The organism is Pseudothioclava nitratireducens, from assembly GCF_029210495.1.
In the GTDB taxonomy this organism is placed as follows: Bacteria; Pseudomonadota; Alphaproteobacteria; order Rhodobacterales; family Rhodobacteraceae; genus Pseudothioclava; species Pseudothioclava nitratireducens.
This window is the reverse complement of record NZ_JARGDK010000001.1, coordinates 217,696-242,907: the sequence shown is the minus strand read 5'-3', so window position 1 is coordinate 242,907 and position 25,212 is coordinate 217,696. Positions and strand designations below refer to the sequence as shown.

The 25,212-nt window shown below is 64.3% G+C and carries 27 protein-coding genes and 1 other RNA gene; 8 read left to right on the top strand and 20 right to left on the bottom strand.

Annotated elements, in window-relative coordinates:
- The first annotated feature begins 112 nt into the window (after positions 1-112).
- Positions 113-730 (top strand): glutathione S-transferase family protein, encoded by a 618-nt coding sequence (locus P0X85_RS01155; protein WP_275807185.1) that lies wholly within the window; start codon positions 113-115, stop codon positions 728-730.
- A gap of 65 nt (positions 731-795) precedes the next feature.
- Positions 796-1,428, top strand: a complete 633-nt coding sequence (locus tag P0X85_RS01150) for a TetR/AcrR family transcriptional regulator (RefSeq protein ID WP_275807182.1) — start codon at positions 796-798, stop codon at positions 1,426-1,428.
- Here P0X85_RS01150 and P0X85_RS01145 read toward each other — a convergent pair.
- The 7 genes from P0X85_RS01145 to P0X85_RS01115 form a co-directional block, all read right to left on the bottom strand.
- Positions 1,425-2,063 carry an NYN domain-containing protein gene (locus P0X85_RS01145; RefSeq protein WP_275807179.1) on the bottom strand — a complete coding sequence of 213 codons (639 nt, stop codon included), beginning with the start codon at positions 2,061-2,063 and terminating at the stop codon, positions 1,425-1,427. The genes P0X85_RS01150 and P0X85_RS01145 overlap by 4 nt on opposite strands.
- Before the next feature lie 75 nt (positions 2,064-2,138).
- The gene (locus P0X85_RS01140) at positions 2,139-2,885 is read right to left on the bottom strand and encodes an NYN domain-containing protein (RefSeq protein ID WP_275807176.1); all 747 of its coding nucleotides are present in this window, start codon (positions 2,883-2,885) and stop codon (positions 2,139-2,141) included.
- Positions 2,886-2,992: 107 nt separating this feature from the next.
- Complete coding sequence (locus P0X85_RS01135) at positions 2,993-3,784, bottom strand: cytochrome c1 (protein WP_275807727.1); 792 nt, start codon at positions 3,782-3,784, stop codon at positions 2,993-2,995.
- A gap of 14 nt (positions 3,785-3,798) precedes the next feature.
- Positions 3,799-5,112: a cytochrome b gene (petB, locus tag P0X85_RS01130; protein WP_275807173.1), complete on the bottom strand. Its 1,314-nt coding sequence runs from the start codon at positions 5,110-5,112 to the stop codon at positions 3,799-3,801.
- Positions 5,113-5,124: 12 nt separating this feature from the next.
- Positions 5,125-5,688, bottom strand: a complete 564-nt coding sequence (gene petA / locus P0X85_RS01125; RefSeq protein WP_275807170.1) for a ubiquinol-cytochrome c reductase iron-sulfur subunit — start codon at positions 5,686-5,688, stop codon at positions 5,125-5,127.
- Between the two features lie 260 nt (positions 5,689-5,948).
- On the bottom strand, positions 5,949-6,668 hold the full coding sequence (locus tag P0X85_RS01120; RefSeq protein ID WP_275807167.1) for a response regulator: 720 nt from the start codon (positions 6,666-6,668) through the stop codon (positions 5,949-5,951).
- Entirely contained in the window at positions 6,668-7,168 is a 501-nt protein-coding gene (locus P0X85_RS01115; protein WP_275807164.1) for a MarR family winged helix-turn-helix transcriptional regulator, read from the bottom strand. Before P0X85_RS01115 ends, P0X85_RS01120 begins: the two co-directional genes overlap by 1 nt.
- A gap of 152 nt (positions 7,169-7,320) precedes the next feature.
- Between P0X85_RS01115 and P0X85_RS01110 the strand changes: the two genes are divergently transcribed.
- A complete protein-coding gene (locus tag P0X85_RS01110) occupies positions 7,321-8,190 on the top strand; it encodes a branched-chain amino acid aminotransferase (RefSeq protein ID WP_275807161.1) in 870 nt (289 codons plus the stop codon).
- Positions 8,191-8,262: 72 nt separating this feature from the next.
- Here the strand turns inward: P0X85_RS01110 and P0X85_RS01105 are convergent, their stop codons facing one another.
- From P0X85_RS01105 to P0X85_RS01050, 12 genes are all read right to left on the bottom strand, one after another.
- Positions 8,263-8,454 carry a hypothetical protein gene (locus P0X85_RS01105; RefSeq protein ID WP_275807159.1) on the bottom strand — a complete coding sequence of 64 codons (192 nt, stop codon included), beginning with the start codon at positions 8,452-8,454 and terminating at the stop codon, positions 8,263-8,265.
- Positions 8,455-8,538: 84 nt separating this feature from the next.
- Positions 8,539-9,468, bottom strand: coding sequence for a DMT family transporter (locus tag P0X85_RS01100; protein WP_275807156.1), 930 nt, complete (start codon positions 9,466-9,468; stop codon positions 8,539-8,541).
- 55 nt (positions 9,469-9,523) lie between these two features.
- Positions 9,524-10,543 carry a tRNA epoxyqueuosine(34) reductase QueG gene (gene queG / locus P0X85_RS01095; RefSeq protein ID WP_420851764.1) on the bottom strand — a complete coding sequence of 340 codons (1,020 nt, stop codon included), beginning with the start codon at positions 10,541-10,543 and terminating at the stop codon, positions 9,524-9,526.
- A gap of 177 nt (positions 10,544-10,720) precedes the next feature.
- A complete protein-coding gene (gene fzlA, locus P0X85_RS01090) occupies positions 10,721-11,386 on the bottom strand; it encodes an FtsZ-binding protein FzlA (protein WP_275807150.1) in 666 nt (221 codons plus the stop codon).
- 93 nt (positions 11,387-11,479) lie between these two features.
- Positions 11,480-12,079 (bottom strand): recombination mediator RecR, encoded by a 600-nt coding sequence (gene recR, locus P0X85_RS01085; RefSeq protein WP_275807148.1) that lies wholly within the window; start codon positions 12,077-12,079, stop codon positions 11,480-11,482.
- A gap of 6 nt (positions 12,080-12,085) precedes the next feature.
- A complete protein-coding gene (locus P0X85_RS01080) occupies positions 12,086-12,430 on the bottom strand; it encodes a YbaB/EbfC family nucleoid-associated protein (protein WP_275807145.1) in 345 nt (114 codons plus the stop codon).
- A 10-nt stretch (positions 12,431-12,440) separates the two neighbouring features.
- Entirely contained in the window at positions 12,441-14,258 is a 1,818-nt protein-coding gene (locus P0X85_RS01075; protein WP_420851763.1) for a DNA polymerase III subunit gamma/tau, read from the bottom strand.
- Between the two features lie 142 nt (positions 14,259-14,400).
- Positions 14,401-14,497, bottom strand: an RNA gene (gene ffs, locus P0X85_RS01070) — signal recognition particle sRNA small type.
- A gap of 67 nt (positions 14,498-14,564) precedes the next feature.
- Positions 14,565-15,329 (bottom strand): ABC transporter permease, encoded by a 765-nt coding sequence (locus P0X85_RS01065; protein WP_275807139.1) that lies wholly within the window; start codon positions 15,327-15,329, stop codon positions 14,565-14,567.
- Complete coding sequence (locus tag P0X85_RS01060) at positions 15,329-16,117, bottom strand: ABC transporter ATP-binding protein (RefSeq protein ID WP_275807136.1); 789 nt, start codon at positions 16,115-16,117, stop codon at positions 15,329-15,331. The genes P0X85_RS01065 and P0X85_RS01060 overlap by 1 nt, the downstream gene beginning before the upstream one ends.
- 70 nt (positions 16,118-16,187) lie before the next feature.
- Complete coding sequence (locus P0X85_RS01055; RefSeq protein ID WP_275807133.1) at positions 16,188-17,201, bottom strand: ABC transporter substrate-binding protein; 1,014 nt, start codon at positions 17,199-17,201, stop codon at positions 16,188-16,190.
- A gap of 158 nt (positions 17,202-17,359) precedes the next feature.
- Complete coding sequence (locus P0X85_RS01050) at positions 17,360-19,315, bottom strand: bifunctional 2',3'-cyclic-nucleotide 2'-phosphodiesterase/3'-nucleotidase (RefSeq protein ID WP_275807130.1); 1,956 nt, start codon at positions 19,313-19,315, stop codon at positions 17,360-17,362.
- A 269-nt stretch (positions 19,316-19,584) separates the two neighbouring features.
- On the opposite strand from P0X85_RS01050, the gene nudC reads away from it, so the two are divergent.
- A complete protein-coding gene (gene nudC, locus P0X85_RS01045) occupies positions 19,585-20,556 on the top strand; it encodes an NAD(+) diphosphatase (protein WP_275807125.1) in 972 nt (323 codons plus the stop codon).
- A gap of 68 nt (positions 20,557-20,624) precedes the next feature.
- On the top strand, positions 20,625-21,098 hold the full coding sequence (locus tag P0X85_RS01040) for an SRPBCC family protein (protein WP_275807122.1): 474 nt from the start codon (positions 20,625-20,627) through the stop codon (positions 21,096-21,098).
- Between the two features lie 3 nt (positions 21,099-21,101).
- Here P0X85_RS01040 and P0X85_RS01035 read toward each other — a convergent pair whose 3' ends face one another.
- On the bottom strand, positions 21,102-21,956 hold the full coding sequence (locus tag P0X85_RS01035) for a prephenate dehydratase (protein WP_275807119.1): 855 nt from the start codon (positions 21,954-21,956) through the stop codon (positions 21,102-21,104).
- A gap of 125 nt (positions 21,957-22,081) precedes the next feature.
- Between P0X85_RS01035 and P0X85_RS01030 the strand changes: the two genes are divergently transcribed.
- The 3 genes from P0X85_RS01030 to P0X85_RS01020 all read left to right on the top strand — a co-directional run bounded on the left by P0X85_RS01030 (position 22,082) and on the right by P0X85_RS01020 (position 25,199).
- Positions 22,082-22,477: a c-type cytochrome gene (locus P0X85_RS01030; protein ID WP_275807116.1), complete on the top strand. Its 396-nt coding sequence runs from the start codon at positions 22,082-22,084 to the stop codon at positions 22,475-22,477.
- Positions 22,478-22,605: 128 nt separating this feature from the next.
- Positions 22,606-23,136 carry a c-type cytochrome gene (locus P0X85_RS01025; protein ID WP_275807113.1) on the top strand — a complete coding sequence of 177 codons (531 nt, stop codon included), beginning with the start codon at positions 22,606-22,608 and terminating at the stop codon, positions 23,134-23,136.
- 164 nt (positions 23,137-23,300) lie between these two features.
- Positions 23,301-25,199 (top strand): extracellular solute-binding protein, encoded by a 1,899-nt coding sequence (locus P0X85_RS01020; RefSeq protein WP_275807110.1) that lies wholly within the window; start codon positions 23,301-23,303, stop codon positions 25,197-25,199.
- The last annotated feature ends 13 nt before the right edge of the window (positions 25,200-25,212 follow it).

The following is a 25,212-nucleotide window of genomic DNA, read 5'->3' as shown; positions in this document are numbered from 1 at the left end:
GTCCGCCCCCTCTTTGGCCAAGGCCAAATTCACCCCCGAGGATATTTTCGGCAGACTGACAGGGCAGCGTTCGTGCTAGGCTGGCCGTGGCAGTGACGGGAGGAGATTTGCCATGCTGACGCTTTACCACGCGCCGATGAGCCGCTCGACGACCGTGATCGCGCTTTTGCACGCGCTTGATGCGCTGGATCAGGTTCGGATCGTGCCGGTTTCGATTCCGAGGCAGGATGGCTCGGGCGGGCACGATCCGGCCAATCCGCATCCCGAGGGCAAGGTGCCCTATCTCAGCGACGGCGCGGATTTCGTGCATGAGCGCAGCGCCGTCTTTGCCTATCTGTGCGAGCGCTTTCCGAAGCCCGGCTTCGCGCCGCAGCCGGGCGAGCCTCTGCGCGGGCAGTTCCTGACATGGCTGTCCTATTATCAGGGCGTGATGGAGCCGGTTCTTGTCGGGCAGGTGGCGGGCGTCACCCACCCGGCCTTTCACGCGACCTTCCGGGATACGGGGGCGATGATCGCGCGGCTGAGCGGGGTGCTCTCGCGCCAGCCCTACATGCTGGGGGAGACGGTCACGGCAGTCGATCTGTTGCTGCAATCGCCCTTCGCGTGGTTCCCGCAGCTTTGCCCCGAGGATACGGCGATCCGCGACTGGGTGGAGCGCACCGCCGCACATCCCTCGCTGGCCTTCGCAATGGAATATGACGCGGCCTTGCTTCCGCGTGAGGCGACGTGACGTCGAGCCACCTTGCCCAAACTAAACCGGCCGGTCTATGTTGGGACATCCGATCAGGAGCTTCGATGACCAAGCCGATGCCACAGCCCGCGATCCGCAAGGGGCGCAAATTCGATCAGGTGCTCGAGGGCGCCCGGACGATCTTTTTGCGCGACGGGTTCGAGGGCGCCTCGGTCGATGACATCGCGCGTGAGGCGGGCGTGTCTAAAGCCACGCTCTACAGCTACTTCCCCGACAAGCGGCTCCTTTTCATGGAAGTCGCAAAATGCGAATGCGCGCGCCAGGCCGACGAAGCGGCCGAACTGATCGAAGCCGAGGCGATGCCCGTCGAGAAAGTGCTGCGTTTCGCCGCCGAACGCTTCATCGACTACATGTCCTCGGAGTTTGCGCTGAGCACCTACCGGCTCTGTGTGGCCGAGGCCGACCGCTTCCCGCAGCTTGGCCACGACTTCTACCATTCGGGGCCCGAACTCGTGCGGCAGCGCATGGTGGACTACCTCAAAAAGGCCGCCGCGCGGGGCGAGGTGAAGATCGAGGATTTCGAGCTTGCCGCCGACCAGTTCGCCGAACTCTGCAAGGTCGACATCCACAACCGCCTGATCTTCGGCATCGGCGATTGCTGCGATCCCCGCGACCGCAACCGCATCATCGACGGCGCCATCGAGATGTTCCTCGCCCGCTATGGGGTGCGGGCTTAGGCTTTCTTGACGAGCGTCTCCGCGCCGGTCCCGACGAGTCTAAAGACCGTGGGGTGGGCACTGACAAAACTGCGCCATGTCTTGGTTTTGGGGTGTCCGGAAATCTTGAAATCAGGCCGGGCGCGGCGCATCAGTTCGTTGATTTTCGCAAGCTTCAACTGCCCGCCATTTTCTCTCACCATTTTTTCAAGCTCGGCTTCGATCGAATTTTTCCGCAAGGTTGGGGCCGCCTCGGTGCCCAACTCCGTGAACTCGCTATACGCGGCCCGTGTCTCCGCTTTGGTGTTGGCGCCGCCGAACCCGTAAACCGGCGCGCCGTGTTCGCGCAGGTAATGGGCCAGATGCATGAAGTCCGAGTCGCTGCTCACCACGACGAATTCGTCCGCCAGATCGCGGTAGAAGAGATCGAGCGCGTCGATGCACAGCGCCATATCGGCCGCGTTCTTGGCAGAGTTCACATGCACGAAGCGCAGGCCCGGGATGCTGGTCCAGTCGCGTGTCCGTTCGGCATGACCATAGGCGCGGCGGATAAGCGAAACTCCTTTGGAGTGCACCGCTTTCATAAGGTCGTCCACGCAAGAGGCGTTCATGTTCTCTGCATCAATCAGCAGCGCAAGGCGTCGGCTTGAACTCATAAGGCAATTCCAAAATTCTATGCAGAAATGGGACCGCAGCGCAGGGGCATCTGTCAAGCGCCATGAACGAGGGCCTTAGGCTTTGTCGCGCACCAGAAGGTGGTTGCCTTCGCCTTGCTTCACCTCGTAGCGGCCCGTCTTGCGCAGCAGGTCCGAGAGCTTGGCGCTGCCATAGGTGCGGGTGTCGAAATCGGGATTGGCTTGCTGGATGAACTGGCCGAGCTGTCCCAGCGAATACCATTCTTCTTCCAGACCGATCCGCTTCATCGCCGCGGCGATCAAGGGAATGGCCTTTTTCGGGGGCAGCTTGGTGCTGGCGGGGCTGGGGGTCGTTGTGGCGCTGCCCTCGGGATTGGGGGCGGCCTCGCTCGCGCCATTCTCATCGCCAAGGTTCTCCGCATAGATGAAGCGCTTGCAGGCGTTGCGGAACGCCTCGGGTGTCTTCTTCTCACCGATCCCGTAAACATCGAGCCCCTGCTCGCGGATGCGCGACGCGAGCCGGGTGAAGTCGCTGTCGGACGAAACCAGCACGAACCCGTCGAACAGCCCCGAATGGAGGAAATCCATCGCAGCGATCACCAGTCCGATATCAGAGGCAATCTTGCCCTTGGTATTCGAGAATTGCTGATCGGCGACCATGCCGAGCGTGTTCACCTTCTTCGCCCAGGCCGCGAGCCGGCTCGACGACCAGTCGCCATAGATCCGGCGCACGCTGGCCTCGCCCAGCCCCGAGATCTCCTGAAAGATCGACTCGGCATAGCTGGCGGGGACATTGTCGGCGTCGATCAGGACGCAAAGACGGGGGGCGCGGGGATCTGGCATGTATACTCCTGTGGTAGCCCGAGCCTATCGCATCCCCTACGCCGCCGCCATGGCAAAGAAAAACGCGCCCCGAAGGGCGCGTTTCCAGGTCAGTCGCTTAGCTCGCCTCAGACGTGCTTGCCCTTGTGCGGCGCCCACAGACGCTTGTTGGTCAGGTAGAGCAGCGCGGTGAGCAGCGTCAGCATGATCACGGCGGTAAAGCCCATTTGCTTACGCGCCATCATTTTCGGCTCTGCGGCCCACATCAGGAAGGCGGACACGTCCTCGGCCATGTGATGGATCGAAGCCGGGTGACCGTCTTCATATTCCACCAGGTCGTCCGAAAGCGGCGGGGGCATCGAGATGATGCCGCCCGGGAAGGCGGTGTTCTCGTAGAAGATCGAGCCCGCCATCTCCACTTCCTCACCGGTATAGCCGGTCAGAACCGAGGTGATGTATTCCGGGCCGCCGATGCCGTTGAACAGCTGCGACAGGCCGGTGCCGTAGGGGCCGTGGAAGCCCGCGCGGGCCTTCGCCATCAGCGAGAGGTCCGGGCCCATGCCCTCACCCGAGCGGGTGGGGAACATGTCGGTTTCCTTGCGCGGACGGCTTTCATCGGTTTCCGGGTCATAGACTTCGTCCAGTTCCGCAGCATAGGCGCGAACCCAGGCTTCGTCCATTTGCGGGCCACCTTCGTCGGCCAGCGTGCGCAGCGGCACGAATTTCATGCCGTGGCAGGCTGCGCAGACTTCGTTGTAGACCTGAAAGCCGCGACGCAGCTGCTGCTGGTCGTATTTGCCGAACGGGCCTTCGAAGGAGAAGTCCACGTCATGAACGTGACCTTCGCTGCCCGCAGCCATGGCCGCACCGGTGCCCAGAACGAGCGCGGAAACGGCAGAGATCAGAAGTTTTTTCATGATTTCGGTCCTAGTCCTTACTCAGCCGGGGTGCCGTAGTGGTTGTTGAAGTCTTCCTCGATCGTCGCCGGCATCGGAGCCGGTTTCTCGATCACGCCCAGAAGCGGCAGGATCACGAGGAAATAGGCGAACCAGTAGGTCGCACCGATCAGCGAGATCCAGTCATACGGGAACTCGGTCGGCATCGCACCCACCCACATCAGCACGACGAAGTCGATGGCCAGCAGCCAGAACCACCATTTGAACATCGGGCGATACTGGCCCGAACGCACTTTGGAGGTGTCGAGCCACGGTGCCAGCGCCATCACGGCGATCGCGCCGAACATGGCGATCACGCCGAAGAACTTGGCGTCGACGATGCCGAAGGTGATCTTGTTGACAAGGATCACGGCCCAGACGTCAGCGGTAAAGGCGCGCAGGATCGCGTAGAACGGCAGGAAGTACCATTCGGGCACGATATGCGCCGGGGTCGAGAGCGGGTTCGCTTCGATGTAGTTGTCCGGGTGGCCGAGGTAGTTCGGCATGAAGCCGACGACCGCGAAGAACACCAGCAGAACCAAAGCCAGCGCGAACAGGTCCTTGATCACGAAATACGGCCAGAAGGGCAGGGTGTCCTTCTCGGCTTCGGCCTTGGAGGCGCGACGCACTTCGATCCCGGTCGGGTTGTTGTTGCCGGTGGTGTGGAACGCCCAGATGTGCACGGCGACAAGGGCCGCGATCACGAAGGGCAGCAGGTAGTGCAGCGAGAAGAAGCGGTTCAGCGTGGCGTTGTCCACCGCCGGGCCGCCCAGCAGCCAGGCCTGGATCGACTCGCCGATGCCCGGAATCGCGCCGAACAGGCCGGTGATCACGGTCGCACCCCAGAAGGACATCTGACCCCACGGCAGCACGTAGCCCATGAAGGCGGTGCCCATCATGCACAGGTAGATGATCATGCCGACGATCCAGGTCACTTCGCGGGGCGCCTTGTAGGAGCCGTAGTAGAGGCCGCGGAAGATGTGGATATAGACGGCAAGGAAGAACAGCGAGGCGCCGTTCGCGTGAATGTAGCGGATCGCCCAGCCACCGTTCACGTCGCGCATGATATGCTCGACCGAGGCGAAGGCCAGATCGACATGCGGCGTGTAATGCATCACCAGCGCGATGCCGGTCACGATTTGCAGCACGAGGCAGAATGCAAGGACGATGCCCCAGATCCACCACCAGTTGAGGTTCTTCGGCGTCGGGATCATGATCGTGTCATAGATCAGGCCGACGATCGGAAGACGTTTATGCAACCATTGCTCCGCGCCCGTCTTGGGCTCGTAATGGTCGTGCGGAATTCCAGCCATTTATGCTCTCCCTCAGCCCAGCAGGATCGTGGATTCGTCGGTGAACTGTGCCACCGGAATGTCGAGGTTGCGCGGTGCGGGACCTTTGCGGATCCGGCCTGCGGTGTCGTAGTGCGACCCGTGGCAGGGGCAGAACCAGCCGCCGAAATCGCCGGCGCCATTGCCGATCGGCACGCAGCCGAGATGGGTGCACACGCCGATCATCACCAGCCATTCGCCGGCTTCGTCCAGCGCGCGGTTCTCATCCGAGGCATCGGCGCCCGGCTTGTTGGGGTTCTGCGCCATCTTGTCGATGGTGAGGTCGTCGAGCGAGACGGCGCGCGCCTCTGCGATCTCTTCCTCGGTGCGGCGGCGGATGAACACCGGCTTGCCGCGCCATTTCACGGTCAGCTGGGTGCCGACCTCGACGCCCGAGATGTCGACATAGATCGACGAGAGCGCCTTGACGTCCGCCGAAGCGTTCATTTGGTTCACGAGCGGCCAGACGGCCGCGCCGGTGACAACGGCACCGGTTCCGGCCGTTGCGTAATAGAGGAAATCCCTCCGGGTGCCTGCGTGATCTTCTGCGTGGGACACGTAAATTCTCCCTTCCCGGGCCTGTGCTCAGGCCGATACGACGTTCCGGGCCGCACCTTTCGTGCCGCCGAACATGGCCGCTCTATTAGCAATCACATTCTCGCCAGTCCAGCGGACATTCGCGCGCGAAGGGCCGCGAATTGCCGCAGTGCGACATAAAATCGGCTTGTCGGGCGCTATCAGGGGTCGGGCAGGGGGCGGGGCGGGGGCGGGCGTGCGGTTTGGTGCCCCGGCACGGGCGCGCAGAAGCGCGGGGCGACTCAGTCCGGGGCAAGCATGTAACCCATGCCGCGCACCGTCTGGAGATAGCGCGGCTCGCGCGGGTCGGGCTCGATCTTGCGGCGCAGACGGGTGATCTGCACATCGACCGCGCGGTCGCCCGCGCTGTCCTCGGTGCCACCCGCCCGGTCGCGGCCCAGCTCCTCGATCAGCTCGGCGCGGCTCACCACCTCACCGGCGCGCGCCGCGAAGATCCGCATCAGCGCGCTCTCCGTCGCGGTCAGCCGCAAGGGCGTCTCGCCCTCCCACATCTCGCCGCGCTCCTGATCGTAGCGCAGCGGCCCGAGCGAGATGAATTTCGGCCCGGTCTGCACCTCCTGCGGGATGCGCCGCAGGATCGCGTTGATCCGCAGTAGCAATTCCTTGGGTTCGAACGGCTTGGCAAGGTAGTCATCCGCACCCGCCTCCAGCCCCTCGATCCGGTCGCGGGTTTCGCCCCGCGCGGTGAGCAGCAGGATCGGCGTGCTCAGCCCCTTGCGCAGGTCCCGCGTGAGCGTCAGCCCATCCTCGCCCGGCATCATCACATCGAGCACGATCAGGTTGAACTCCAGCCCCGCCAAAAGCCGTCGCGCATGGGCCGCGTCGCGCGCCGAGGTCACCAAAAATCCGTTCCGCATCAGGAACTTCTGAAGCAAACCGCGAATCCGCTCATCGTCATCGACGATCAGCAGATGCGGTGCGGCACTTGCCCCGGTCAGCATCAGCCACCATCCTTCATCGTCTGGTAATGGCGCCGGATTTCGGGGTCCATCATCGCTTCGAGCACATGACGGAACCCGGCCACGGCCTGCGGTCCCGCCGTGCGATAGGCCGCCCGCATCCGGGCGCGCTGCGCCTCCGACAACTCTCGCTCAAGCGCCAGCCCCGCCTCGGTCAGATGCAAATGGCGCGCGCGCTTGTCCTTGCGCCCGACGCGGCTTTCCACCAGCCCGTCCTCGATCATCGTCCGCAGCACCCGGTTCAGCGATTGCTTGGTTACGCCGAGCACGTCGAGAAGCGTCGTGACCGTCAGGCCCGGCTGGCGGTTGATGAAGTGGATCGCCCGGTGATGGGCGCGGCCATAGCCGTATTTGTCCAGAATCCGGTCCGGGTCGGCGGTGAAGCCGCGATAGGCGAAGAACATCGCCTCGATGCCCTTGCGTAACTGCTCGTCGGTCAGAAACAGGAGGGTCTCGCCCCCCTGGGTCCCTGTATCGGCCATGCCTTCCCCTCGCTTTTGCGCGATTTTATGTCAGCCTTGTTGACTTTCCAAGAATCAATTGTTACCGATCCGCAGAATTCGCGCAACATTATGTCCGATGCGGACCTAATTCGCGCAACATTTGAAAATCGGTGTGACCGAAGGAGGATGAAATGGCCGGTGGCTATGATGATCGCGACGGCAAGATCTGGATGGATGGGAAGCTGGTGGAATGGCGCGATGCCAAGGTTCACATCCTGACCCATGCGCTGCACTACGCCTCTTCGGTCTTTGAGGGCGAGCGTTGCTATAACGGCAAGATCTTCAAATCGGTGGAACATTCCGAGCGCCTGCACAAATCCGCGAACCTGCTCGATTTCCAGATCCCCTATTCGGTCGAAGACCTCGAAGCGGCGAAATACGCGGTGCTCGAAGCGAATGGCTGGGACAACGCCTATGTGCGCGCGCTGGCATGGCGCGGTGCGGGGCAGGACATGGGTGTCGCCTCGCGCAACAACCCGGTCCGCGTGGCCGTGGCTGCATGGGAATGGGGCAACTATTACGGCGACGCCAAGATGAAGGGCGCCAAGCTCGACATCTCCAAGTGGCGCCGCCCCGACCCGAAGACGATTCCCTCCGAAGCCAAGGCCGCCGGTCTCTACATGATCTGCACCATGTCCAAACACGCCGCCGAAGACAAAGGCTGCTCGGATGCGCTGATGATGGATTACCGCGGCTACGTGGCCGAGGCGACCGGCGCCAACGTGTTCTTCGTGAAGAACGGCGAAGTGCACACGCCCAAGCCCGACTGCTTCCTCAACGGCATCACCCGTCAGACCGTGATCGGCATGCTCAAGGAAAAGGGCATCACCGTCCATGAGCGTCATATCGAGCCGGTCGAACTCGCAGGCTTCGAGCAGTGCTGGCTCACCGGCACCGCCGCCGAGGTGACCCCGGTCGGCCAGATCGGCGACTTCACCTTCGAGGTGGGCGCGCTGACCCGCGACATCGCGGAGAGCTACGAGAAGCTCGTTCGCAGCTGATTGCGCCACGCATCGAGACAAAGAAAAACGCGCCCGGAGAAATCCGGGCGCGTTTTCGGTCTCGGGATCGGCTCAGGCTTCCTTGCCGCGCTCGATGCGGGCGTATTCCACAGCCTTGCGGTTCTCATCGGACCGCTCCGGTGCGCGCTTGGACAACTCCTGCACGGCCGGATGAACGCCCGACTCCCGGTCCATCTTCACGAATTCAGCAACGCGTTTGCCCTCGGCCTGAGGTTCGGCGTGGTCGATGATCTTGCGTGTCATGGCGAGGCTCCTCTCCTGTCCATCTCCCCTCAATATAAGCATTCCGGGCCGATTTTTCACCCCCCTTGCAGGACGGATCGGCACTCATCCGTTCGGACTCGAGGCCCGGCGTGTCTTGGCCCGCGCGATTCCGAGCGCCCGCTCGCGCCAGATGATCAGCCCCCCGGCCGCGATCACGATGGCCGCGCCGACCAGAACCACCGCGCTGGGCACCTCGTCAAAGACGACATAGCCGACGACGAGCGCGAACAGCATCGAGGCATATTCGAACGGCGCAACGATCGAGGCATCCGCCGCCCGAAACGCCGATGTCAGAAGGATTTGCGCGAGCCCCCCGATGAACCCGGCCAGAACCAAGAGCGCCGCCACCTCGGGTGCGGGCCAGACCCAGCCAAACGGGATCGTCGCCAGCGACAGCACACTCGCCGTGCAAGAGAACCAGAACACGATGGCCGAAGTCGTCTCGGTTCTGGTCAGCTTGCGGATGAAAATCTGCGCCAGCGCCGCCAGCAATGCCCCCATCAGCGCGACCATCGCCCCAAAGGCCGCCTGCGCGTCCTCAAGGCCCGTAAGCCGCGGGCTGAGGATGATCAGAACCCCGATCAGACCCAGCGCCACCGCGCTGAGCCGAAACAGTCGCACCTCCTCGCCCAGAAACATCGCCGCGAAAACCACGATGAACAGCGGCGCGGCATAGCCGATGGCCGTGGCCTCGGGCAGCGGCAGGATGCCGAGCGCGGTGAACATGCAGGCCATCGCGCCCGTCCCGATCACCCCGCGCCAGACATGGCCCATCGGGCTCTGGACCTTGAAGCCGGTGCGCAACTCGCCGCGTGCGGCCAGCCAGATCAGCGTGATCGGAATCGCAAAGAAGGACCGGAAGAACACCTGCTCGCCCGGCGGGACCGCGTCGGCGGTGGCCTTCAGGATCGCCGCCATGGCGATGAACAAGGCGACCGAGCCAAGCTTGAACAGGATGCCCGCAAGCGGGCCGGTGGTTGGGAAACGTGTCATGCGATACCGCTAACGCGCTTCGCGGCGCCGCGCCAGCAGAACACGCGCAAGGGCGCTATGCGCCGAGCCGCGCCAGCGCCCAGCGTGCGGCCTCGGCCACGGTCGGATCGGGGTCGGCCAGATGCGGCCGCGCGGCTTCGGCCAGATCGGGCGCCCCCGAATTGCCAATCGCATACAGCACGTTGCGCAAGAACCTGTCGCGCCCGATCCGCTTGATCGGTGAGCCGGAAAACCGCGCCCGAAACGCCGCATCGTCCAGTGCCGCAAGCTCCGCCAAAGGCGGCACACCCACCACATCCGCATAGCGCATCTCGCGCGCCTCGGCGGCGAACTTGTTCCACGGGCAGGCCGCGAGGCAATCGTCACAGCCATAGATCCGATTGCCCATCGCGCGGCGCAAAGCCTCGTCGATCGGACCTTTATGCTCGATGGTCAGATAGGAAATGCAGCGCCGTGCGTCGAGCTGATAGGGGGCCGGGAAGGCGTTTGTCGGGCAGGCGTCCAGACAGGCGGTGCAGGACCCGCAATGGCTCACCTCCGGCGCATCGGGCGGCAGCTCGAGCGTCGTGAAAATCGCGCCCAGAAAAAACCACGACCCCAGATCGCGCGCGAGCAGATTGGTATGCTTGCCCTGCCAGCCGAGCCCCGAAGCCTGCCCGAGCGGCTTCTCCATCACCGGCGCGGTATCTACGAAAACCTTGATCTCTTCGCCCTCGGTCTGATCGAGCAACCACCGCCCGACCCGCTTCAGCCGTTTCTTGACGAGGTCATGGTAATCGCGCCCCCGCGCATAGACCGAGACCGCCGCGTGATCGCGCATGGCGACCGCTTCCATCGGATCGGTTTCGGGCGTGTAACTCTCGGCCAGCATGATGACCGAGCGCGCCTCGGGCCAAAGCTGGTCCGGCGCGCTGCGCCATCCCATCCGTTCGGCCATCCATCCCATCTGCCCATGGCGCCCCGCCGCCACGAACGCCTCCAGCCGCGCGGCGATCTCGGGCACCGCATCGGGTCGGCAGATACGCGCCTTGGAAAACCCCTCCTCAAGGGCCTTCGCAACCAGCCGGGATTTCAGATCCTCCACCGCAAGGCTCCTTCGGTCCGCGGGCGCAGGGGCTCTGCCCCTCTTGGCCTGTCGGCCAATTCACCCCGGGATATTTCGCGCGATTGGACCGTGAGAAAAGCCCCTCTTCCAATCGCAGTCAAATATCCTGCGGGGGTCCGGGGGTGCAAAACCCCCGGCGCGCGCGCCTCAGAAGTCCAGTTCGGCATATTGCGGTGCGGGCGGCATGCCGGGAAGCTGATCGGCGAGAAGCGACCGGAAGGCCGGGCGCGATTTGATCTTGGCGTACCAGTCCTTGACGTTGGTATTCCGGTTCCAGTCCACGTCAGAGATATAGTCGAGGCAGCTCAGATGCGCGGCGGCCGAGAAATCCGCAAGCGTCATCGTATCGCCCGCGAGCCAGCGGCGCTGATCGAGCAGCCAGCCCATGTAATCCAGATGATATTTGATCGCGGCGAGGCCGGATTTCACGTTCTTGCTGTCCGGGTAGCCCTGTTTCATCACTTTTTTCCAGACCCGTTCACCCATCACCTTGCGGGTGACTTCCTCGTTGAACTTGTCATCGAACCACGCGCAAAGGCGGCGGACCTCGTAGCGGGCCTCGGCAGCCTTGGGCATGAGCGCGGGCTCGGGATTGGTCTCTTCAATATATTCGCAGATCGCCTGGCTCTCGCAGAGCGTCTTGCCATCCATCTTCAGGATCGGCACCTTACCGGCCGGGTTGCGGCGCAGGAAGTCCGGGTTCTGCTCCCAGTAGCGCTCCTCGACCAGTTCGACCTCGATCTTCTTCTCCGCGAGCGTGAGCCGCACCTTCCGGCAGAAGGGAGACAACGCAACGTGGTAGAGACGGTTCATGGGTCACCTGAGATGAAACGGATTTTCCCCGTGATAGCGACTGCGCCGCACGGGTTCAATGCGTCGATGGGATAGTGCGCGCCGGGGCGCCGTTCAGAATGCCTTGCGCGCGCGCAGCGCCGCCGAGATCGTGCCGTCATCGAGATAATCCAGCTCCCCCCCGATCGGCACGCCCTGCGCTAGGCTCGTGACCGCCACGCCCGCGCGCTCGACCTCTTCGGCGATGTAATGGGCGGTGGTCTGGCCCTCGACAGTCGCATTGAGGGCAAGGATGACCTCACGAACGCTCTCATCGGCGAGCCGTTGCAGCAAGGTGGGGATACGCAACTCTTCAGGACCGACCGCATCGAGTGCCGAGAGCGTGCCGCCCAGCACATGATAGCGCCCCTTGAAGGCCTGCCCCCGCTCCATCGCCCAGAGATCGGCGACATCCTCGACCACGCACAACTCGCCCGTGGCGCGCTTGGGGTCCTCGCAGATGTCGCACAGCGTGCGTGTGGCGATATTCCCGCAGCGCGGGCATTCGCGTACGGTCTCGGCGACATGGGCCATTGCCTGTGCCAGCGGCGCCATCAACTGCCCGCGCTTGCGGATCAGATGCAGCACTGCCCGGCGCGCCGAGCGCGGCCCGAGGCCGGGCAGCCGCGCCATCAGCGCGATCAGCCCCTCGATCTCGTCACTCGCGCGTGCCATCGCCGATCAGACCGGCAGGTCCATGTTCTCGGGCAGGCCAAGCTCGCGCAGAAGCGCCTGCTGTTCCTGCTGCTCGCGGGCCTTGGCCTTGGCCTGCGTGTCCTTGATCGCGGCAAGGATCAGGTCCTCGACCACCTCCTTCTCGGACGCTTGCAGGATCGACGGGTCGATCGACAGCCCGGTCAGCACGCCCTTGGCGGTCGCGGTCGCTTTCACGAGCCCGGCACCCGCTTCGCCGGTCACTTCCATCTCGGCCAGATCGGCTTGCAGCTTCGCCATGCGATCCTGCATTTCCTTGGCCGCTTTCATCATCTTGGCCATATCGCCAAGCTGACCCAAACCTTTGAACATCGCGTTCTCCTCAGTTGTCCTCGAAGGGGTCCCACTCGTCCTCAACCTCGGGCAGCGCCTCTGCGCTCAGCTCCGCGGCCAGATCGTCGGGATTGGTGATTTCCTCGAAACGCGCGCCGGGAAAGGCCGCGAAGATCGCCTGAATGACGGGGTTCGAGCGGGCCTCTTCCTCGGCGGCGCGCTGATCCGCGTCACGGATCTCCGCCAGCGTCTCGCCGCCGCCTTCGGAGACGACCGAGACGCCCCAGCGCGCACCGGTCCAGCCTTGCAGCCGTTGCGAGAGCGTCGCCGCCAGATCGCGCGGCGCATCTTCGGTCGGCTGGAACTCGATCCGGCCGGGCGCATAGCTGACCAGCCGCAGATGGTTCTCGACCTCGACCAAAAGTTTCACATCGCGCATCCGCCGGATCAGCGCGACCACGTCTTCAAAGCGGCCGAACCGCGCCAGCGCCGTCTCGGAGTGCGGGGCAAGCGCGTGAACCGCCGCGCCACCCTGCGCCCGCACGGGTGCTGCGACCCGCATCGTCACCAGCCCATGCACCGGACCGCTGCCCGGACCCGCAGGCCCCGCGCCGCCCATCCCCGAGGGCGCGCCGCCCGCAGGCGCACCGCCCCCCGCACCGCCGCCCGAGGGCCCCGGCGCCGTCGGCCCCGCCTGAAGCTTGCGCATCAACTGCTCGGGCGTCGGCAGGTCCGCGACATGGGTCAGCCGGATGATCGCCATCTCGGCGGCCATCATCGCGTTGGGCGCGGCGCCGACCTCTTCGATCGCCTTCAACAGCATCTGCCAAAGCCGCGTCAGCACCCGCATCGGGATCGCCTCGGCCATCGCCTGACCGCGCGCACGCTCGTCTGGCGGCACGGTCGGGTCTTCGGCGGCTTCGGGGGTGATCTTGATGACCGAAATCCAATGTGTGATCTCGGCCAGATCGCGCAGCACCGCCATCGGATCCGCCCCATCGGCATATTGCCCGGACAGCTCCGTCAGCGCCTCGGCGGCATGGCCCTTGAGGATCATGTCGAACAGATCGAGCACCCGCCCCCGATCCGCCAGCCCCAGCATCGCGCGCACCTGATCGGCGGTGGTCTCACCCGCGCCATGCGCAATCGCCTGATCCATGAGGCTCATCGCATCCCGCACCGAGCCTTCGGCGGCCCGGGTAATCAGCGCCATCGCGTCGGGGGCGAGCTGCGCGCCCTCCTTGCCGGCGATGCGCTCCAGATGCGCCATCATCACCTCGGGCTCGATCCGCTTCAGGTCGAACCGCTGACAGCGCGACAGAACCGTGACGGGAACCTTGCGGATCTCGGTGGTGGCGAAGATGAATTTCACATGGGCGGGCGGCTCTTCGAGTGTCTTCAAAAGCGCGTTGAACGCGCTCGTGGACAGCATGTGAACTTCGTCGATGATATAGACTTTGTAGCGCGCCGAGGCCGCCCGGTAATGCACGCTCTCGATGATCTCGCGGATATCGCCCACACCTGTGCGCGAGGCCGCGTCCATCTCCATCACATCAACATGGCGGCCCTCGGCGATGGCCTTGCAATGCTCGCATTGCAGGCACGGTTCGGTCGTCGCGCCGCCCTTGCCATCCGGCCCCACGCAGTTCAGCCCCTTGGCGATGATCCGCGCGGTGGTCGTTTTGCCCACACCCCGGACGCCCGTCATCACGAAGGCATGGGCGATCCGATCCGCGGCAAAGGCGTTCTTGAGCGTGCGCACCATGGCCTCCTGGCCGATCAGGTCGGCAAAGGTCGCGGGGCGGTATTTGCGGGCGAGAACCTGATAGCCGGGCTTTTCGGCCTGATCGGCAGGGGTCTCGGTCATGTCGCTCATCGGGCGGTCCTTGCGGGCGGGCGTTTCGGGTCTCGCGCCAATCTAGGGGCTCGGCGCGGGCGCGTAAACCTCGCTTGGCGCGCGCACAGGGTCAAGACGACGAAACCGGGCATTCTGCAAGGTGGGGGAAAAGGGTGAGAGGCTGGACAGCGACCCAAGCGGGGCTCGTTGCGGCTGCTTCCTTCCGGACCTGACCGGGTTGGCGAGGCGCTCGCCCGCGCCAACCTCTCGCCGGTCTATATAGGAGAGCGGAACCGGATTCGCAAGCCTCGGCGCAGCGCTCTCCTTGCGCTCTTGTCAGCTTGCGGGACGTTCGGCCCAGCCGGCAAAGATCCGCTCCAACGCGACGACCGCATAGTAGAGAACGATCCCAAGGAAGGCGAGGGCGATCAGGACCGCGAACATCAGCGGGTAGTCGCCATTGGTCTCGCCCGATTTGAACAGCGCGCCAAGGCCGCGACCATGCGGCGAGACGATCTCGACGAGGTTGGTGCCGATGAAGGCGAGCGTCACCGAGACCTTCAGCGCGCCGAAGAACTCGGGCAGGGTCTTGGGCAGGGCAATCTTGCGGAAGATCGTCACCTTCGAGGCGCCAAGCGCGCGCAGGATGTCGCGGTATTCCGGCTCCAGCGTCGACAGGCCGATGCCCACCGAAACCGCGATCGGGAAGAAGCTGATCAGGAACGCCATCAGCACCGTGTTGAAGTCGTGCTGCCCGATGAACAAGAGCGCCAGCACCGGCACGAGCGTGGCCTTGGGGATCGCGTTGAAGCCCACGAGCAGCGGATAAAGCGCGTCCCGTGCGATCTTCGAAAAGCCCATGACCATGCCGAGCAGCAGCCCCACGACCACCGCGATCAGCAGCCCCGCGATCGTCCGCCACAGCGTCTGCCAGCCCATCACGAGGAACATCTCCCAGAACCGTGCATAGGCGGCGGGCAGGTCCGAGGGTGATGCCATCACATAGTTCGGCCAGCCATTGGCCCAGACGATGAATTCCCAAAGGGCCAGAAAGGCGACAATCGCCGCCAGCGGCACACCGATTTTTTGCAGCTTGTCCATCAGTGCACCTCCCCGTCGCGGCCTTGGGCGATCCGGATCTGGTCGCGCAGCAGATGCAGCATGTCGACCGCCTTGGGTTCATAGAGAACGTCGATGGTGCGGTCGGCGGGCAGGTCCACATCCAGCACGAACTGCGTCCGCGCGGGCCGCCCCGACAGCACGATGACCTGATCCCCGAGGAACACGCTCTCGCGCAGGTCGTGGGTGATCAGCACGCAGGTAAAGTTCTCCTTGCCGCGCAGGTCGCGCATCGTCTGCCAGAGGTCTTCGCGGGTGAAGTTGTCGAGCGCGCCGAAAGGCTCGTCCATAATCAGCACGTCGGGGCTGTGCACGATGGCGCGGCACAGGCTGGCACGCTGACGCATCCCGCCCGACAGTTCCGAGGGGCGTTTGCCCTCGAAGCCCTTGAGGCCCACCATCTCCAGCAGATGCCGGGCGCGCCCCTCGCGCTCGGGCCGGGTCATCCCGGTATCGACGATCTCCAGCGGCAGCATCACGTTCTCCAGGATCGTGCGCCACTCGAGCATCACCGGGTTCTGGAACGCCATCCCCACGGTCTTGCGCGGGCTGGTGACGCGCTCGCCATGCAGCCAGACCTCGCCCTGATCGGGCTTCATCAGCCCCGCCACGAGGCGCGTCAGCGTCGACTTCCCGCAGCCCGAGGGACCGACAACGGCGCAAAATTCGCCTTCCGGCACGTTGATCTCAAGATTGTCGAGCACCGGCAGCGGCCCGTGCTTGGTCTTGTAGGCGTGGGTGACGCCTTTGATTTCTATCAGATTTTCCATGGGGTCCGGCGGTTGCAGCAGAGAGAGGGCGCGCGATCTCTCGCGCGCCCGGATATCTGGCTCAAAGGTCTTATTCGAGCATCATCTCAGCCGCTTCGGGCAGGTAGCTGGCATCGAAATAAAGCGCCGCATCGGGGGCGTTCTGGAACTCGTAGACCGATTTCGTCTGCTCGATGGCCTTCGCCATGCGCTCGGCGTCGATCCCGCCGATGCCGTTGGCTTTGACATAGTCGGTCAGGACGTTGGCGTCGATCGCCATCTGAAGACGCTCGGTCTCAAGCGCGGCATCGGCGGCGGGGTTGCGCTTGATCAACGCCTCAACCGCGACGCCCGGCTCTGCGATCGCGTCCTTCCAGCCCATCGCGGTCGCCTTGAGGAAGCCAGTCACCATCGCCGGGTTTTCCTTGGCGAAGTCGGTGTTGACGATGACCGCGTTGCCGTAAAGCGCCACGCCGTAATCCGCCATCAGCAGGATCGACTGCTGTTCGAGCGGCACGCCAAGGCGCTTGAGGTTCAGCGTCGAGGAGAAGGAAAAGCCGGTCACCGCCGCGACCTTGCCTTCGGCCAGCATTGGCTCGCGCACCGGGAAGCCGACCGGCTCGACCGTGATCGCGGCCATGTCGAGACCGTTCTCGGCGGCGAAGATCGGGAATTGCGCCCATGCGCCATCGGGCGGCGGTGCGCCCAGCACCTTACCCTCAAGATCCTTCGGGGCCTCGATACCCAGATCCTTGCGGCCGACCACGGCGAAGGGCGGCTTGTCATAGACCATCATGACCGCCGTCACCGGCGCACCGGGGTTCTGGTCGAGAAATTTCATCAGCGAATTGATATCGGCAAAGCCGATCGGGAAGGCGCCGGTGGCGACCTTCGGAATCGCATCGAGCGAGCCCGCGCCCTCGGAGATCTCCACGGCCATGCCCTCGGCAGCATAGTAGCCTTTGTCGAGCGCGAGGAAATAGGGCGCGGCGGGCCCTTCGAATTTCCAGTCCAGCGCGAAAGGCATCGCGGTTTCCGCCGCCAGCGGCGCGCCCAGAGCGATGAAGGCGGCGGCGGTCAGGCTCGCCAGTTTCGTGTGCAGCATTTGCAACTCCCGGTTCTTGCTATCCGGGCGATGATGGGCGGGCGGGGCAGGGGCGAGAATGTTCCGTGGTCCGCGGGGGCGCGCACAGGCATTGCCGCGCTGAAAATCTGGTCAGTGCGCGCGTCTTTGCCTGTTTTTTCGGCTTCGGGCGATCGGCCTCACCCCGGCAGCGGGTCAAGATGCAGACGAATCCGCTGAAACCCGCTTGGCAACAGCTCCAGCGGCTCGAGCGTGATGCCCGCAAGCCCGTCCAGGTGATCGAGCGCGCGGGGCGAGGTGGTGAACACCGCGCTGGTCTCAGGGAAACCGCGCAGGCGCCATGTCTCCCGCGGGACGGGCGAGACCTGCACGCGGCGGATCACCTCGTCGATCAGCACATCGCGGCTCAGCCGTGGCGCGCCAAGCGGGATCGTCGGCATGCCGACGGGCAGAAAACAGCCCGCCCCGGCGCTGCGATAGCTGTTCGTCACGATCACGAAGCGATCCTCTGGCGTGACTGGCGCGCCGCAATGGCGCAGGTTGCGCACCCGGCGCGCGCTCCGCGAGAGCTGCCGCCCCGTCGGGCTGTAGCGCGGGGGGTGGCTCGGGTCGATCTCGTAGGTCAGCCCGTCGATCACGTCGAAATTGTAGCTCGGGAAATCCGGGTCGAGCAGCGGTTGATCCGCGTGGCCGGGCTGAAGGGTCGTGAAGGCGCCCGCGGAATGCTCCAGCCAGTCCATCACCTGCGCGCCGGTCACTTCAAGCGCGGTGGTCAGGTTCGGATAGACATAGAGATCGTCGATATGGCTGATGGTCAGCGGCCCGGCGGGGATGTCGATATAAAAGCCCGGCCCGCCGCGCCCGCCGGATTTGAACGGGGCCACCGCCGAGAGGATCGGCAACCCTGCCCATTCGGTGCCGCGCAGCCGCTCGCGGGCGTGGTTGCGCTGGGCATCGGCGACCAGCGTCAGCCCGGCGTCCGGGGCGACCATCGAGAAATAGCTTTGCAGCGGGCTGGCCAGCGTGCCGACCTGTCGCCGGATATGGGTCAGGGTCTCGATATGGGCGGGCGCCACGGCGGTCAGGATGCCCGGCGCCTCGGGCAGAGGGGCGCTTGGGGCATGGCTCGGTCCACCTTCGCGTATCGGGCGCAAATCTGTCTGAAAACCAGCTATTTTCCAGCTTTCTCCGGTGGCCTTCTCCAGTCGCAGGTCGATCACCCCCAGATGCGAGCCCCAGCGGCCCGCGCTGATTGCCGGCTTGCCATGCAGGGCGCCCCGGATCGGGTCGATTCCGGCGCTGGCCGGAAGCTCGGGAGAGGGGAAGCATTCATGGGTATGGCCGCACAGGATCACGTCGATCCCGTCGAGCGCCGCGATCTCGAGCGCGGCTTGTTCCGGGGGCTCGCCGGGCGGGCCGGCTTTGTCGGGCGTGGCGATCCCGGTATGGGCAAGTGCGATCACCAGATCGACGTTTTGGGCCCGTAAACGCGGGAGTTCCGTGCGCAGCGTCTCGACCATGCAGGCGGTTCTCGCGCGCCCGCCAATCGGTTCGCGCGCCCACAGCGCCGTCTGCGGTGGCAGCACCCCGATCACCCCGATCCGCAGCCGGTGAGCAGAGCCGTTTTGGTCAATAAAATCACGGTTTAGCACCGTCCATGGCGCGATCAGGTGGGCGCCCTGCGCCTCGCTGCCCACGCCCGCGCTGCGCCACATATTCACGCAAACCATCGGGAAGGTCGCCCCCGCGATCACCTGCTCCAGATAGTCCAGCCCGTAGTCGAATTCATGATTGCCCAGCGTCCCCGCATCGTAATGCGCAAGGTTCATCGCCGCGATCATCGGATGCGTTTCCGCAGGGCGCAGCCCGCGCTCCGTGCCCCAGTATTGCGTGAGCGGCGTGCCTTGCAAAAAGTCGCCATTGTCGAACAAAAGCACGTTCTGCGCCTCGCTTCGGGCGCGTTCGATCAGGGTTGCGATCCGTGCGAAACCCGTGGCCGGGCAGGGGTGATCCGCGAAATAGTCATAGCCATGAATATGCCCGTGCAGATCGGTCGTCTCGAGCACACGCAGCGCAATCGTCGTCAATCCGTTCGGTTCCGAGCGGGGCTGCCCCCGCCCGTCGCTGTAATCCATTCCCCTTCGGCCCTCGTTCCGGCGCTTCTGCGCGCGCTTCGTCATTCAGGTCCCAGCCAAAATGGGCTGTTTGGTGAGGGCGGGCCCGAAGACCCGCCCTCTGCCTGAATTCAACCATAGGTAGAAAGAGGCTGTCCATCCAGACCCTTTTTCGAGGGTCTGCCCCAGAAGGTATACTTACCTAACGTCAATATTGCTGCGCTGGTCAAGGCTCCTTTGCCATGGCATCACCCGCAGGCAAGACTTTGCCAATCAAAGGGAGAGAGCGCATGTTCTCCGGGCATTCTGCCAATGCGCCGATGGCGTTTCCGGGCTCGGGTCTCGACCGGGCCGCCGGGCTGCGCCGAGATACCGAGGCGCTGGCCCGGCTTGCAGCCGATCCGTCAAGTCGTGTGGTCCTGTTCTGGCAAGGACGCCCCGCCTTCACGTCGGACGCAGCGCTGATCCGCGTGGTTCCCGGCCATAAGGTGCTGCGCTACGCCCCCGAAACCCCGATTTTTCTGGGCCGCGAGGGTGAGAGCCATCTCTTCGCCGCCGATCTGAGCGACTGGGTACCCGAAGGCCCGCAGCCTGACGCAACCGCCTTTTTCGACGCGACCGAGCAGACCCATCCTGACCTGCCGCCCGGTGCGGTCTTTGCCGAGCTGCGTGGCCGGGTCGGAGGGCTGGGTGCGCGCGATGCCGAACTGGCGGCGACCGCGCGGGCGCTGTTCATGTGGCATCGCTCGCATCGGTTCTGCGCGCGCTGCGGGGTGGAAAGCGCGCTGCGAGATGCGGGCTGGATGCGTGCCTGTCCGGCTTGTGGCGGGCAGCATTTCCCGCGCACCGATCCGGTTGTCATCATGCTGGTCACGCGGGGCAATCGCGCGCTCCTCGGCCGCAGTCCGGGCTGGCCGGAGGGTATGTATTCCTGTCTTGCCGGTTTCATGGAGCCGGGCGAAACGCTTGAGGATGCAGTGCGCCGCGAAGTGCTTGAGGAGACCGGCATCCAGACCGGGGCGGTCCGCTTTGTCGCCTCGCAGCCCTGGCCGTTCCCGGCCTCGTTGATGCTGGGCTGTGCGGCGCGTGCGGTTTCGGATGACATCACCATCGACCCGACCGAGATCGAAGACGCGCTTTGGGTCACGCGGGAGCGTCTGACTGCGATATTCGCGGGCACCGACCCTGCGATCCGCGCGCCACGGCGCGGCGCGATTGCAGGGTGGCTGTTGCAGCAATGGCTTGCAGACCGCCTGAAATGACGGCACAGTCCCGACCGGCGCGGCCCTGGCCCCGGCGCCGGTCCTGCCATTCTACAGAGTAGCGTATCATGAAGTTTTCGAGCCGCGAGGATATCGCCGCCCCCGCCGAGTTCGTCTTTGACCAGCTTTCGGATTTCACCAGTTTCGAGCGTGCCGCGACCCGCCGGGGCGCGCGCCTGCGCCGCCTTGATACCTTGGCCGAGCCGGGTGCAGGCATGTCTTGGGATGTGGCCTTCATGATGCGTTCGAAGCCCCGGCAGGTGATCATCGACCTGCGCCGCTTCACGCGCCCCGAGAGCTTTGAATACGCGGGCACCTCGGGCAGTTTCGAAATGCTTCTCGGGCTCGACCTGACCCCGATTTCGCCCTGCCGCACGCGACTTCAGATCGGCTTCGAGGTGAAACCGCGCAGCCTTGGCGGGCGGCTGATGATCCAGTCCGCCAAGTTGGGCCGCTCCAATCTGAACAAGCGTTTTGCAGATCGCGTCCGGGCCTATGCTCTCGACATCGAAGATCGCGCGCGCCGCGCGGGCGTGGCCTGAGCCTCAGACCTGTTCGCGCAGCGGATCGGCCGGGTAAACGCCCAGAATCTCCAGATGCGAGGTGAAATAGGCCAGCTCGTCGAGCGCCAGTTTCACATTCGCATCGTCGGGATGCCCTTCGATATCGGCATAGAACTGGGTGGCGGTGAAGTTGCCCTCGACCATGTAGCTTTCCAGCTTGGTCATGTTCACGCCATTGGTCGCGAACCCGCCCATCGCTTTGTAAAGCGCGGCCGGAATGTTGCGGACGCGGAACACGAAGGTGGTCATCATCTTCTCGGCGCGCCGGGTCAGGTCAGGCTGGCGTGCCATCACGAGGAAGCGTGTGGTGTTGTCCTGCTTGTCCTCGATATGCCGGGCAAGGCAGTCCAACCCATAGATTTCGCCCGCCAGTTCGGACGCCAGCGCCGCCGTGGCCTTGTCGCCCTTCTCGGCGACGATCTTGGCAGAACCGGCAGTATCCGCGCCCACGATCCGGTGCAGCCCATGCTGTTGTAGGAAGCCCCGGCACTGACCGAGCAGCACGGTGTGGCTCATCGCTGATTTGACCTCGTCAAGGCGCGTGCCCTTGACTGCGAGCAGGTTGATATGCACCCGCACGAAGGCCTCGTTGATGATGTGTAGCCCGCTTTCCGGCAGCAGGTGATGGATGTCGGCCACACGACCGTAGGTCGAGTTCTCGACCGGCAGCATTGCCAGATCGGCCTCGCCTTTGCGGACGGCCTCGATCACATCTTCGAACGTGCGGCAGGGCAGCGCCTCAAGGTCGGGGCGCGCCTCGTGGCAGGCCTGATGCGAGTAAGCGCCCGGCTCGCCCTGAAACGCGATCCGCCCGGTCGGTTTGAGTGCCGCTGCCATATGTGATCCTCCCGCCTGAGCCGATTCAGATATCCCGCGCCAAACCGACGCAGGCCCGGCGTCTGCCTATACCTTGAACCGGGGCAGGGGAAGCACCCATATTGTCCCGTATGATGACACGCGACATGTTCGACACGCTCGCACGGCCCGCCGCGATGGCGGTGGCAGGCCTTATGCTGGGGGCCTTGCCTGCGGCTGCGCTCGATCTTTCGGGGGCGGATGCGGAAAACGGCGCCGTGATCTTCGAGCGCAAATGCGCCATTTGCCATGCGATCGACGGTCAGGTGGTCTCCGGTCCGCCGCTGAACGGGGTTGTTGGGCGCGACACTGCCGCAATCGAGGGGTTCCCCTATTCAGACGCGATGCGCGGGCTGGACGGGGCGTGGACGCCCGCACTGCTTGATGCCTATCTCGTCAAGCCGCGCCGGATGCTGCCGGGAACCGCGATGTCCTTCGGCGGTCTGAAGAAGGACTCGGATCGGCACGATCTGATCGCCTTTCTCTCCGGTCTGAAGCCCTGAGCCCGTCACAAGGGCCGCAGAACCGGGGTTTTTCGCTTGTTGCGGCGCAAACAGTCGCAAACATCGCTTGAAACCGGGGGGCTATCTCGGGTAGATGCCGCAACTGAACTGATATTCAGGGAAGAGCCATGTTCGACACGATGAAACTCACCAAGGCAGTTGGCGGTGTGCTGGTCGCCTTCCTGTTCCTCCTCCTCGGCAGCTGGGCGGCAAATGCACTTTTCACCATCGGCGGCGGCGGTCACGGCGATGCCGAAGAACATGCCGGCATGAGCGACAAACCCGGCGGCCTGCTTGATGAGGGCGACGCTGGCGAAGAGGCCGAGGCTGCGGACGAGCCGCAGATCGTGCTCGGCACCGGCGACGCGGCCAAGGGCGAGAAAGTCTTTGGCAAGTGCAAGGCCTGCCACAAGGTCGATGGCTCGAACGCGACCGGCCCGCATCTCGATGGCGTGATCGACCGTGCCGTCGCGGGCGTGGACGGGTTCGCCTATTCGGACGCGATGGCCGCGCATGGCGGCACCTGGACGCTCGAAGCGCTTGATGCCTATCTGACCAACCCCAAAGAGAACATTCCGGGCAACAAGATGTCCTTCGCGGGCCTGAAAAAGCCCGAGGACCGCAACGACGTGATCGCCTATCTGCAATCGCTGCAATAAGCCGTTCACCCGGACCAGATCGAAAGGCCGCATCTTCGGATGCGGCCTTTTGTTTTCCGCTCACGGGAAAGCAACTTGCCCCCCGCCCCGTCGCGCCGCTAGCTTGGGCAAAATCCCGCGCAAGCCTTGGACATGCGCGCAAGAGGACACAGGGGAAGAACGGTATGGCTGCATTTCGCACTTTGGCGCTGGCCCAGACGCAAGACAGAACCGCTCTGGCGGCGCGGACCGGCGCAGGGCTGCTCCTTGCGGCAGCGCTTTGGGTCGGGTTGACCGGGATCGGTCGGGCCGAGGACACGCTCACCGCGAGCGCGATCTCGACACTCGGCGATCTGAAATACGCCGCGGATTTCACCCATCTCGACTACGTCAACCCGGACGCGCCGAAGGGGGGCGAGATTTCCGAATGGACGGCGGGCGGGTTTGACAATTTCAACCCCTATACGCTGGAGGGTCGCGCGGCGGCGCTTGCCTCCGCGCCGCATGAATCGATGCTCACCGGCACGGCGGATACGGTCGGCGAGGCCTATTGTTTGCTCTGCGAAAGCTTCGAGTATCCCGAAAGCCGCGACTGGGTGATTTTCACTCTGCGTCAGGGGATCACCTTCTCGGACGGCACGCCGATGACGCCGGAGGATGTGGTCTTCAGCTACGAGCAACTCCGCGACAAAGGGCTGAGTTCTTTCCGCAACGTGGTCGCGCAGCAGATCGCCTCGGTCGAGGCGCTGGACGAGCGTCGTGTGAAATACACCTTCACCGCAGACTATCCGCGCCGCGACATCATTCAGGCGGCAGGTGGTCTTCCGGTCTTCTCCAAGGCGCAGTTCGCACGCGATGGAATCAGCCTCGACCGGGCCTCGGACGTGCCGCTGATCGGCTCGGGCCCCTATATGTTCGACGCCGCGCGCGACAATCGTTCAGTCACGTGGAAGCGCAACCCCGACTACTGGGGCGAAGACCTGCCGATCAACAAGGGCCGCAACAATTTCGACCGCATCCGCATCGAGTATTTCGGGGATTACAACTCGGCCTTCGAGGCATTCAAGGCAGGCCAATACACCTTCCGCAACGAGGCCTCCTCGATCTTCTGGGCGACGGGCTATGATTTCCCGGCGATGACGCGCGGTCACGTCAAGAAGGCCGAACTTCACAACGGCAATATCGCCTCGGGGCAGGCCTATCTGATCAACCTGCGCCGTCCCGATCTGCAAGACATCCGGGTGCGCGAGGCGCTGCAGCTCGCCTTCAACTTCGAATGGTCCAACACGACGCTGTTCTACGGGCTTTATGAGCGGGTGAATTCGATCTGGGAAAACTCCGAGCTTGAGGCGACGGGCACGCCCACGCCCGAAGAACTCGCGCTGCTCGAACCGCTGGCGGGCGATCTGCCCGAGGGCGTGCTGACCGACCCGGCGGTGGACGCGCCGGTCTCGGGTGAGAAACAGATCGACCGGGGCAATCTGCGCCGCGCGGGCGAGTTGCTCGACGCTGCTGGCTGGGAGGTCGGCTCTGACGGGTTGCGCCGCAATGCCGCCGGTAAAACGTTGCGCGTCGAAATTCTCAATGACAGCCAGACCTTCGATCGGGTCATCAACCCCTATGTCGAGAACCTGCGCCGGATCGGTGTCGATGCGGTCCACGAACGTGTCGATGACAGCCAATATGAAAACCAGCGCCGCGCGCATGATTTCGACCTGATCACCAGCCATGTCGGGCAGGATTTCATCCCCGGTGCCGATCTTCAGCAGTATTTCGGCTCGGCCTCGGTTGGCGATGTGTTCAACGCTATGGGTCTGGCCAATCCGGCCATCGACAAGCTGATCCGGCTGGTCGAAGAGGCGCAGACCCGCGACGAGCTTGTGCCGCGTGTCCATGCGCTCGATCGGGCGCTGCGGGCGCTCCGGTTCTGGGTGCCGCAATGGTATAAAGACACCCATACGGTGGCCTATTACGACATGTACGAGCACCCCGAAAACCTGCCGCCCTATTCTCTGGGCGAACTGGATTTCTGGTGGTATAACGCCGAAAAAGCCGAAAAACTGAAAGCTGCGGGCGCGTTCTGAGCCGCAGGGGCGA

What these genes read in the sequence shown, in the direction of transcription:
- P0X85_RS01155 (WP_275807185.1), top strand. Translation starts at nt 113, where the DNA reads ATGCTGACGCTTTACCACGCGCCGATGAGCCGCTCGACGACCGTGATC.
- P0X85_RS01150 (WP_275807182.1), top strand. Translation starts at nt 796, where the DNA reads ATGACCAAGCCGATGCCACAGCCCGCGATCCGCAAGGGGCGCAAATTC.
- P0X85_RS01145 (WP_275807179.1), bottom strand. Translation starts at nt 2,063, where the DNA reads ATGAGTTCAAGCCGACGCCTTGCGCTGCTGATTGATGCAGAGAACATG.
- P0X85_RS01140 (WP_275807176.1), bottom strand. Translation starts at nt 2,885, where the DNA reads ATGCCAGATCCCCGCGCCCCCCGTCTTTGCGTCCTGATCGACGCCGAC.
- petB (WP_275807173.1), bottom strand. Translation starts at nt 5,112, where the DNA reads ATGGCTGGAATTCCGCACGACCATTACGAGCCCAAGACGGGCGCGGAG.
- P0X85_RS01120 (WP_275807167.1), bottom strand. Translation starts at nt 6,668, where the DNA reads ATGCTGACCGGGGCAAGTGCCGCACCGCATCTGCTGATCGTCGATGAC.
- P0X85_RS01115 (WP_275807164.1), bottom strand. Translation starts at nt 7,168, where the DNA reads ATGGCCGATACAGGGACCCAGGGGGGCGAGACCCTCCTGTTTCTGACC.
- P0X85_RS01110 (WP_275807161.1), top strand. Translation starts at nt 7,321, where the DNA reads ATGGCCGGTGGCTATGATGATCGCGACGGCAAGATCTGGATGGATGGG.
- P0X85_RS01105 (WP_275807159.1), bottom strand. Translation starts at nt 8,454, where the DNA reads ATGACACGCAAGATCATCGACCACGCCGAACCTCAGGCCGAGGGCAAA.
- P0X85_RS01100 (WP_275807156.1), bottom strand. Translation starts at nt 9,468, where the DNA reads ATGACACGTTTCCCAACCACCGGCCCGCTTGCGGGCATCCTGTTCAAG.
- fzlA (WP_275807150.1), bottom strand. Translation starts at nt 11,386, where the DNA reads ATGAACCGTCTCTACCACGTTGCGTTGTCTCCCTTCTGCCGGAAGGTG.
- recR (WP_275807148.1), bottom strand. Translation starts at nt 12,079, where the DNA reads ATGGCACGCGCGAGTGACGAGATCGAGGGGCTGATCGCGCTGATGGCG.
- P0X85_RS01080 (WP_275807145.1), bottom strand. Translation starts at nt 12,430, where the DNA reads ATGTTCAAAGGTTTGGGTCAGCTTGGCGATATGGCCAAGATGATGAAA.
- P0X85_RS01075 (WP_420851763.1), bottom strand. Translation starts at nt 14,258, where the DNA reads ATGACCGAGACCCCTGCCGATCAGGCCGAAAAGCCCGGCTATCAGGTT.
- P0X85_RS01065 (WP_275807139.1), bottom strand. Translation starts at nt 15,329, where the DNA reads ATGGACAAGCTGCAAAAAATCGGTGTGCCGCTGGCGGCGATTGTCGCC.
- P0X85_RS01060 (WP_275807136.1), bottom strand. Translation starts at nt 16,117, where the DNA reads ATGGAAAATCTGATAGAAATCAAAGGCGTCACCCACGCCTACAAGACC.
- P0X85_RS01055 (WP_275807133.1), bottom strand. Translation starts at nt 17,201, where the DNA reads ATGCTGCACACGAAACTGGCGAGCCTGACCGCCGCCGCCTTCATCGCT.
- P0X85_RS01050 (WP_275807130.1), bottom strand. Translation starts at nt 19,315, where the DNA reads ATGGATTACAGCGACGGGCGGGGGCAGCCCCGCTCGGAACCGAACGGA.
- nudC (WP_275807125.1), top strand. Translation starts at nt 19,585, where the DNA reads ATGTTCTCCGGGCATTCTGCCAATGCGCCGATGGCGTTTCCGGGCTCG.
- P0X85_RS01040 (WP_275807122.1), top strand. Translation starts at nt 20,625, where the DNA reads ATGAAGTTTTCGAGCCGCGAGGATATCGCCGCCCCCGCCGAGTTCGTC.
- P0X85_RS01035 (WP_275807119.1), bottom strand. Translation starts at nt 21,956, where the DNA reads ATGGCAGCGGCACTCAAACCGACCGGGCGGATCGCGTTTCAGGGCGAG.
- P0X85_RS01030 (WP_275807116.1), top strand. Translation starts at nt 22,082, where the DNA reads ATGTTCGACACGCTCGCACGGCCCGCCGCGATGGCGGTGGCAGGCCTT.
- P0X85_RS01025 (WP_275807113.1), top strand. Translation starts at nt 22,606, where the DNA reads ATGTTCGACACGATGAAACTCACCAAGGCAGTTGGCGGTGTGCTGGTC.
- P0X85_RS01020 (WP_275807110.1), top strand. Translation starts at nt 23,301, where the DNA reads ATGGCTGCATTTCGCACTTTGGCGCTGGCCCAGACGCAAGACAGAACC.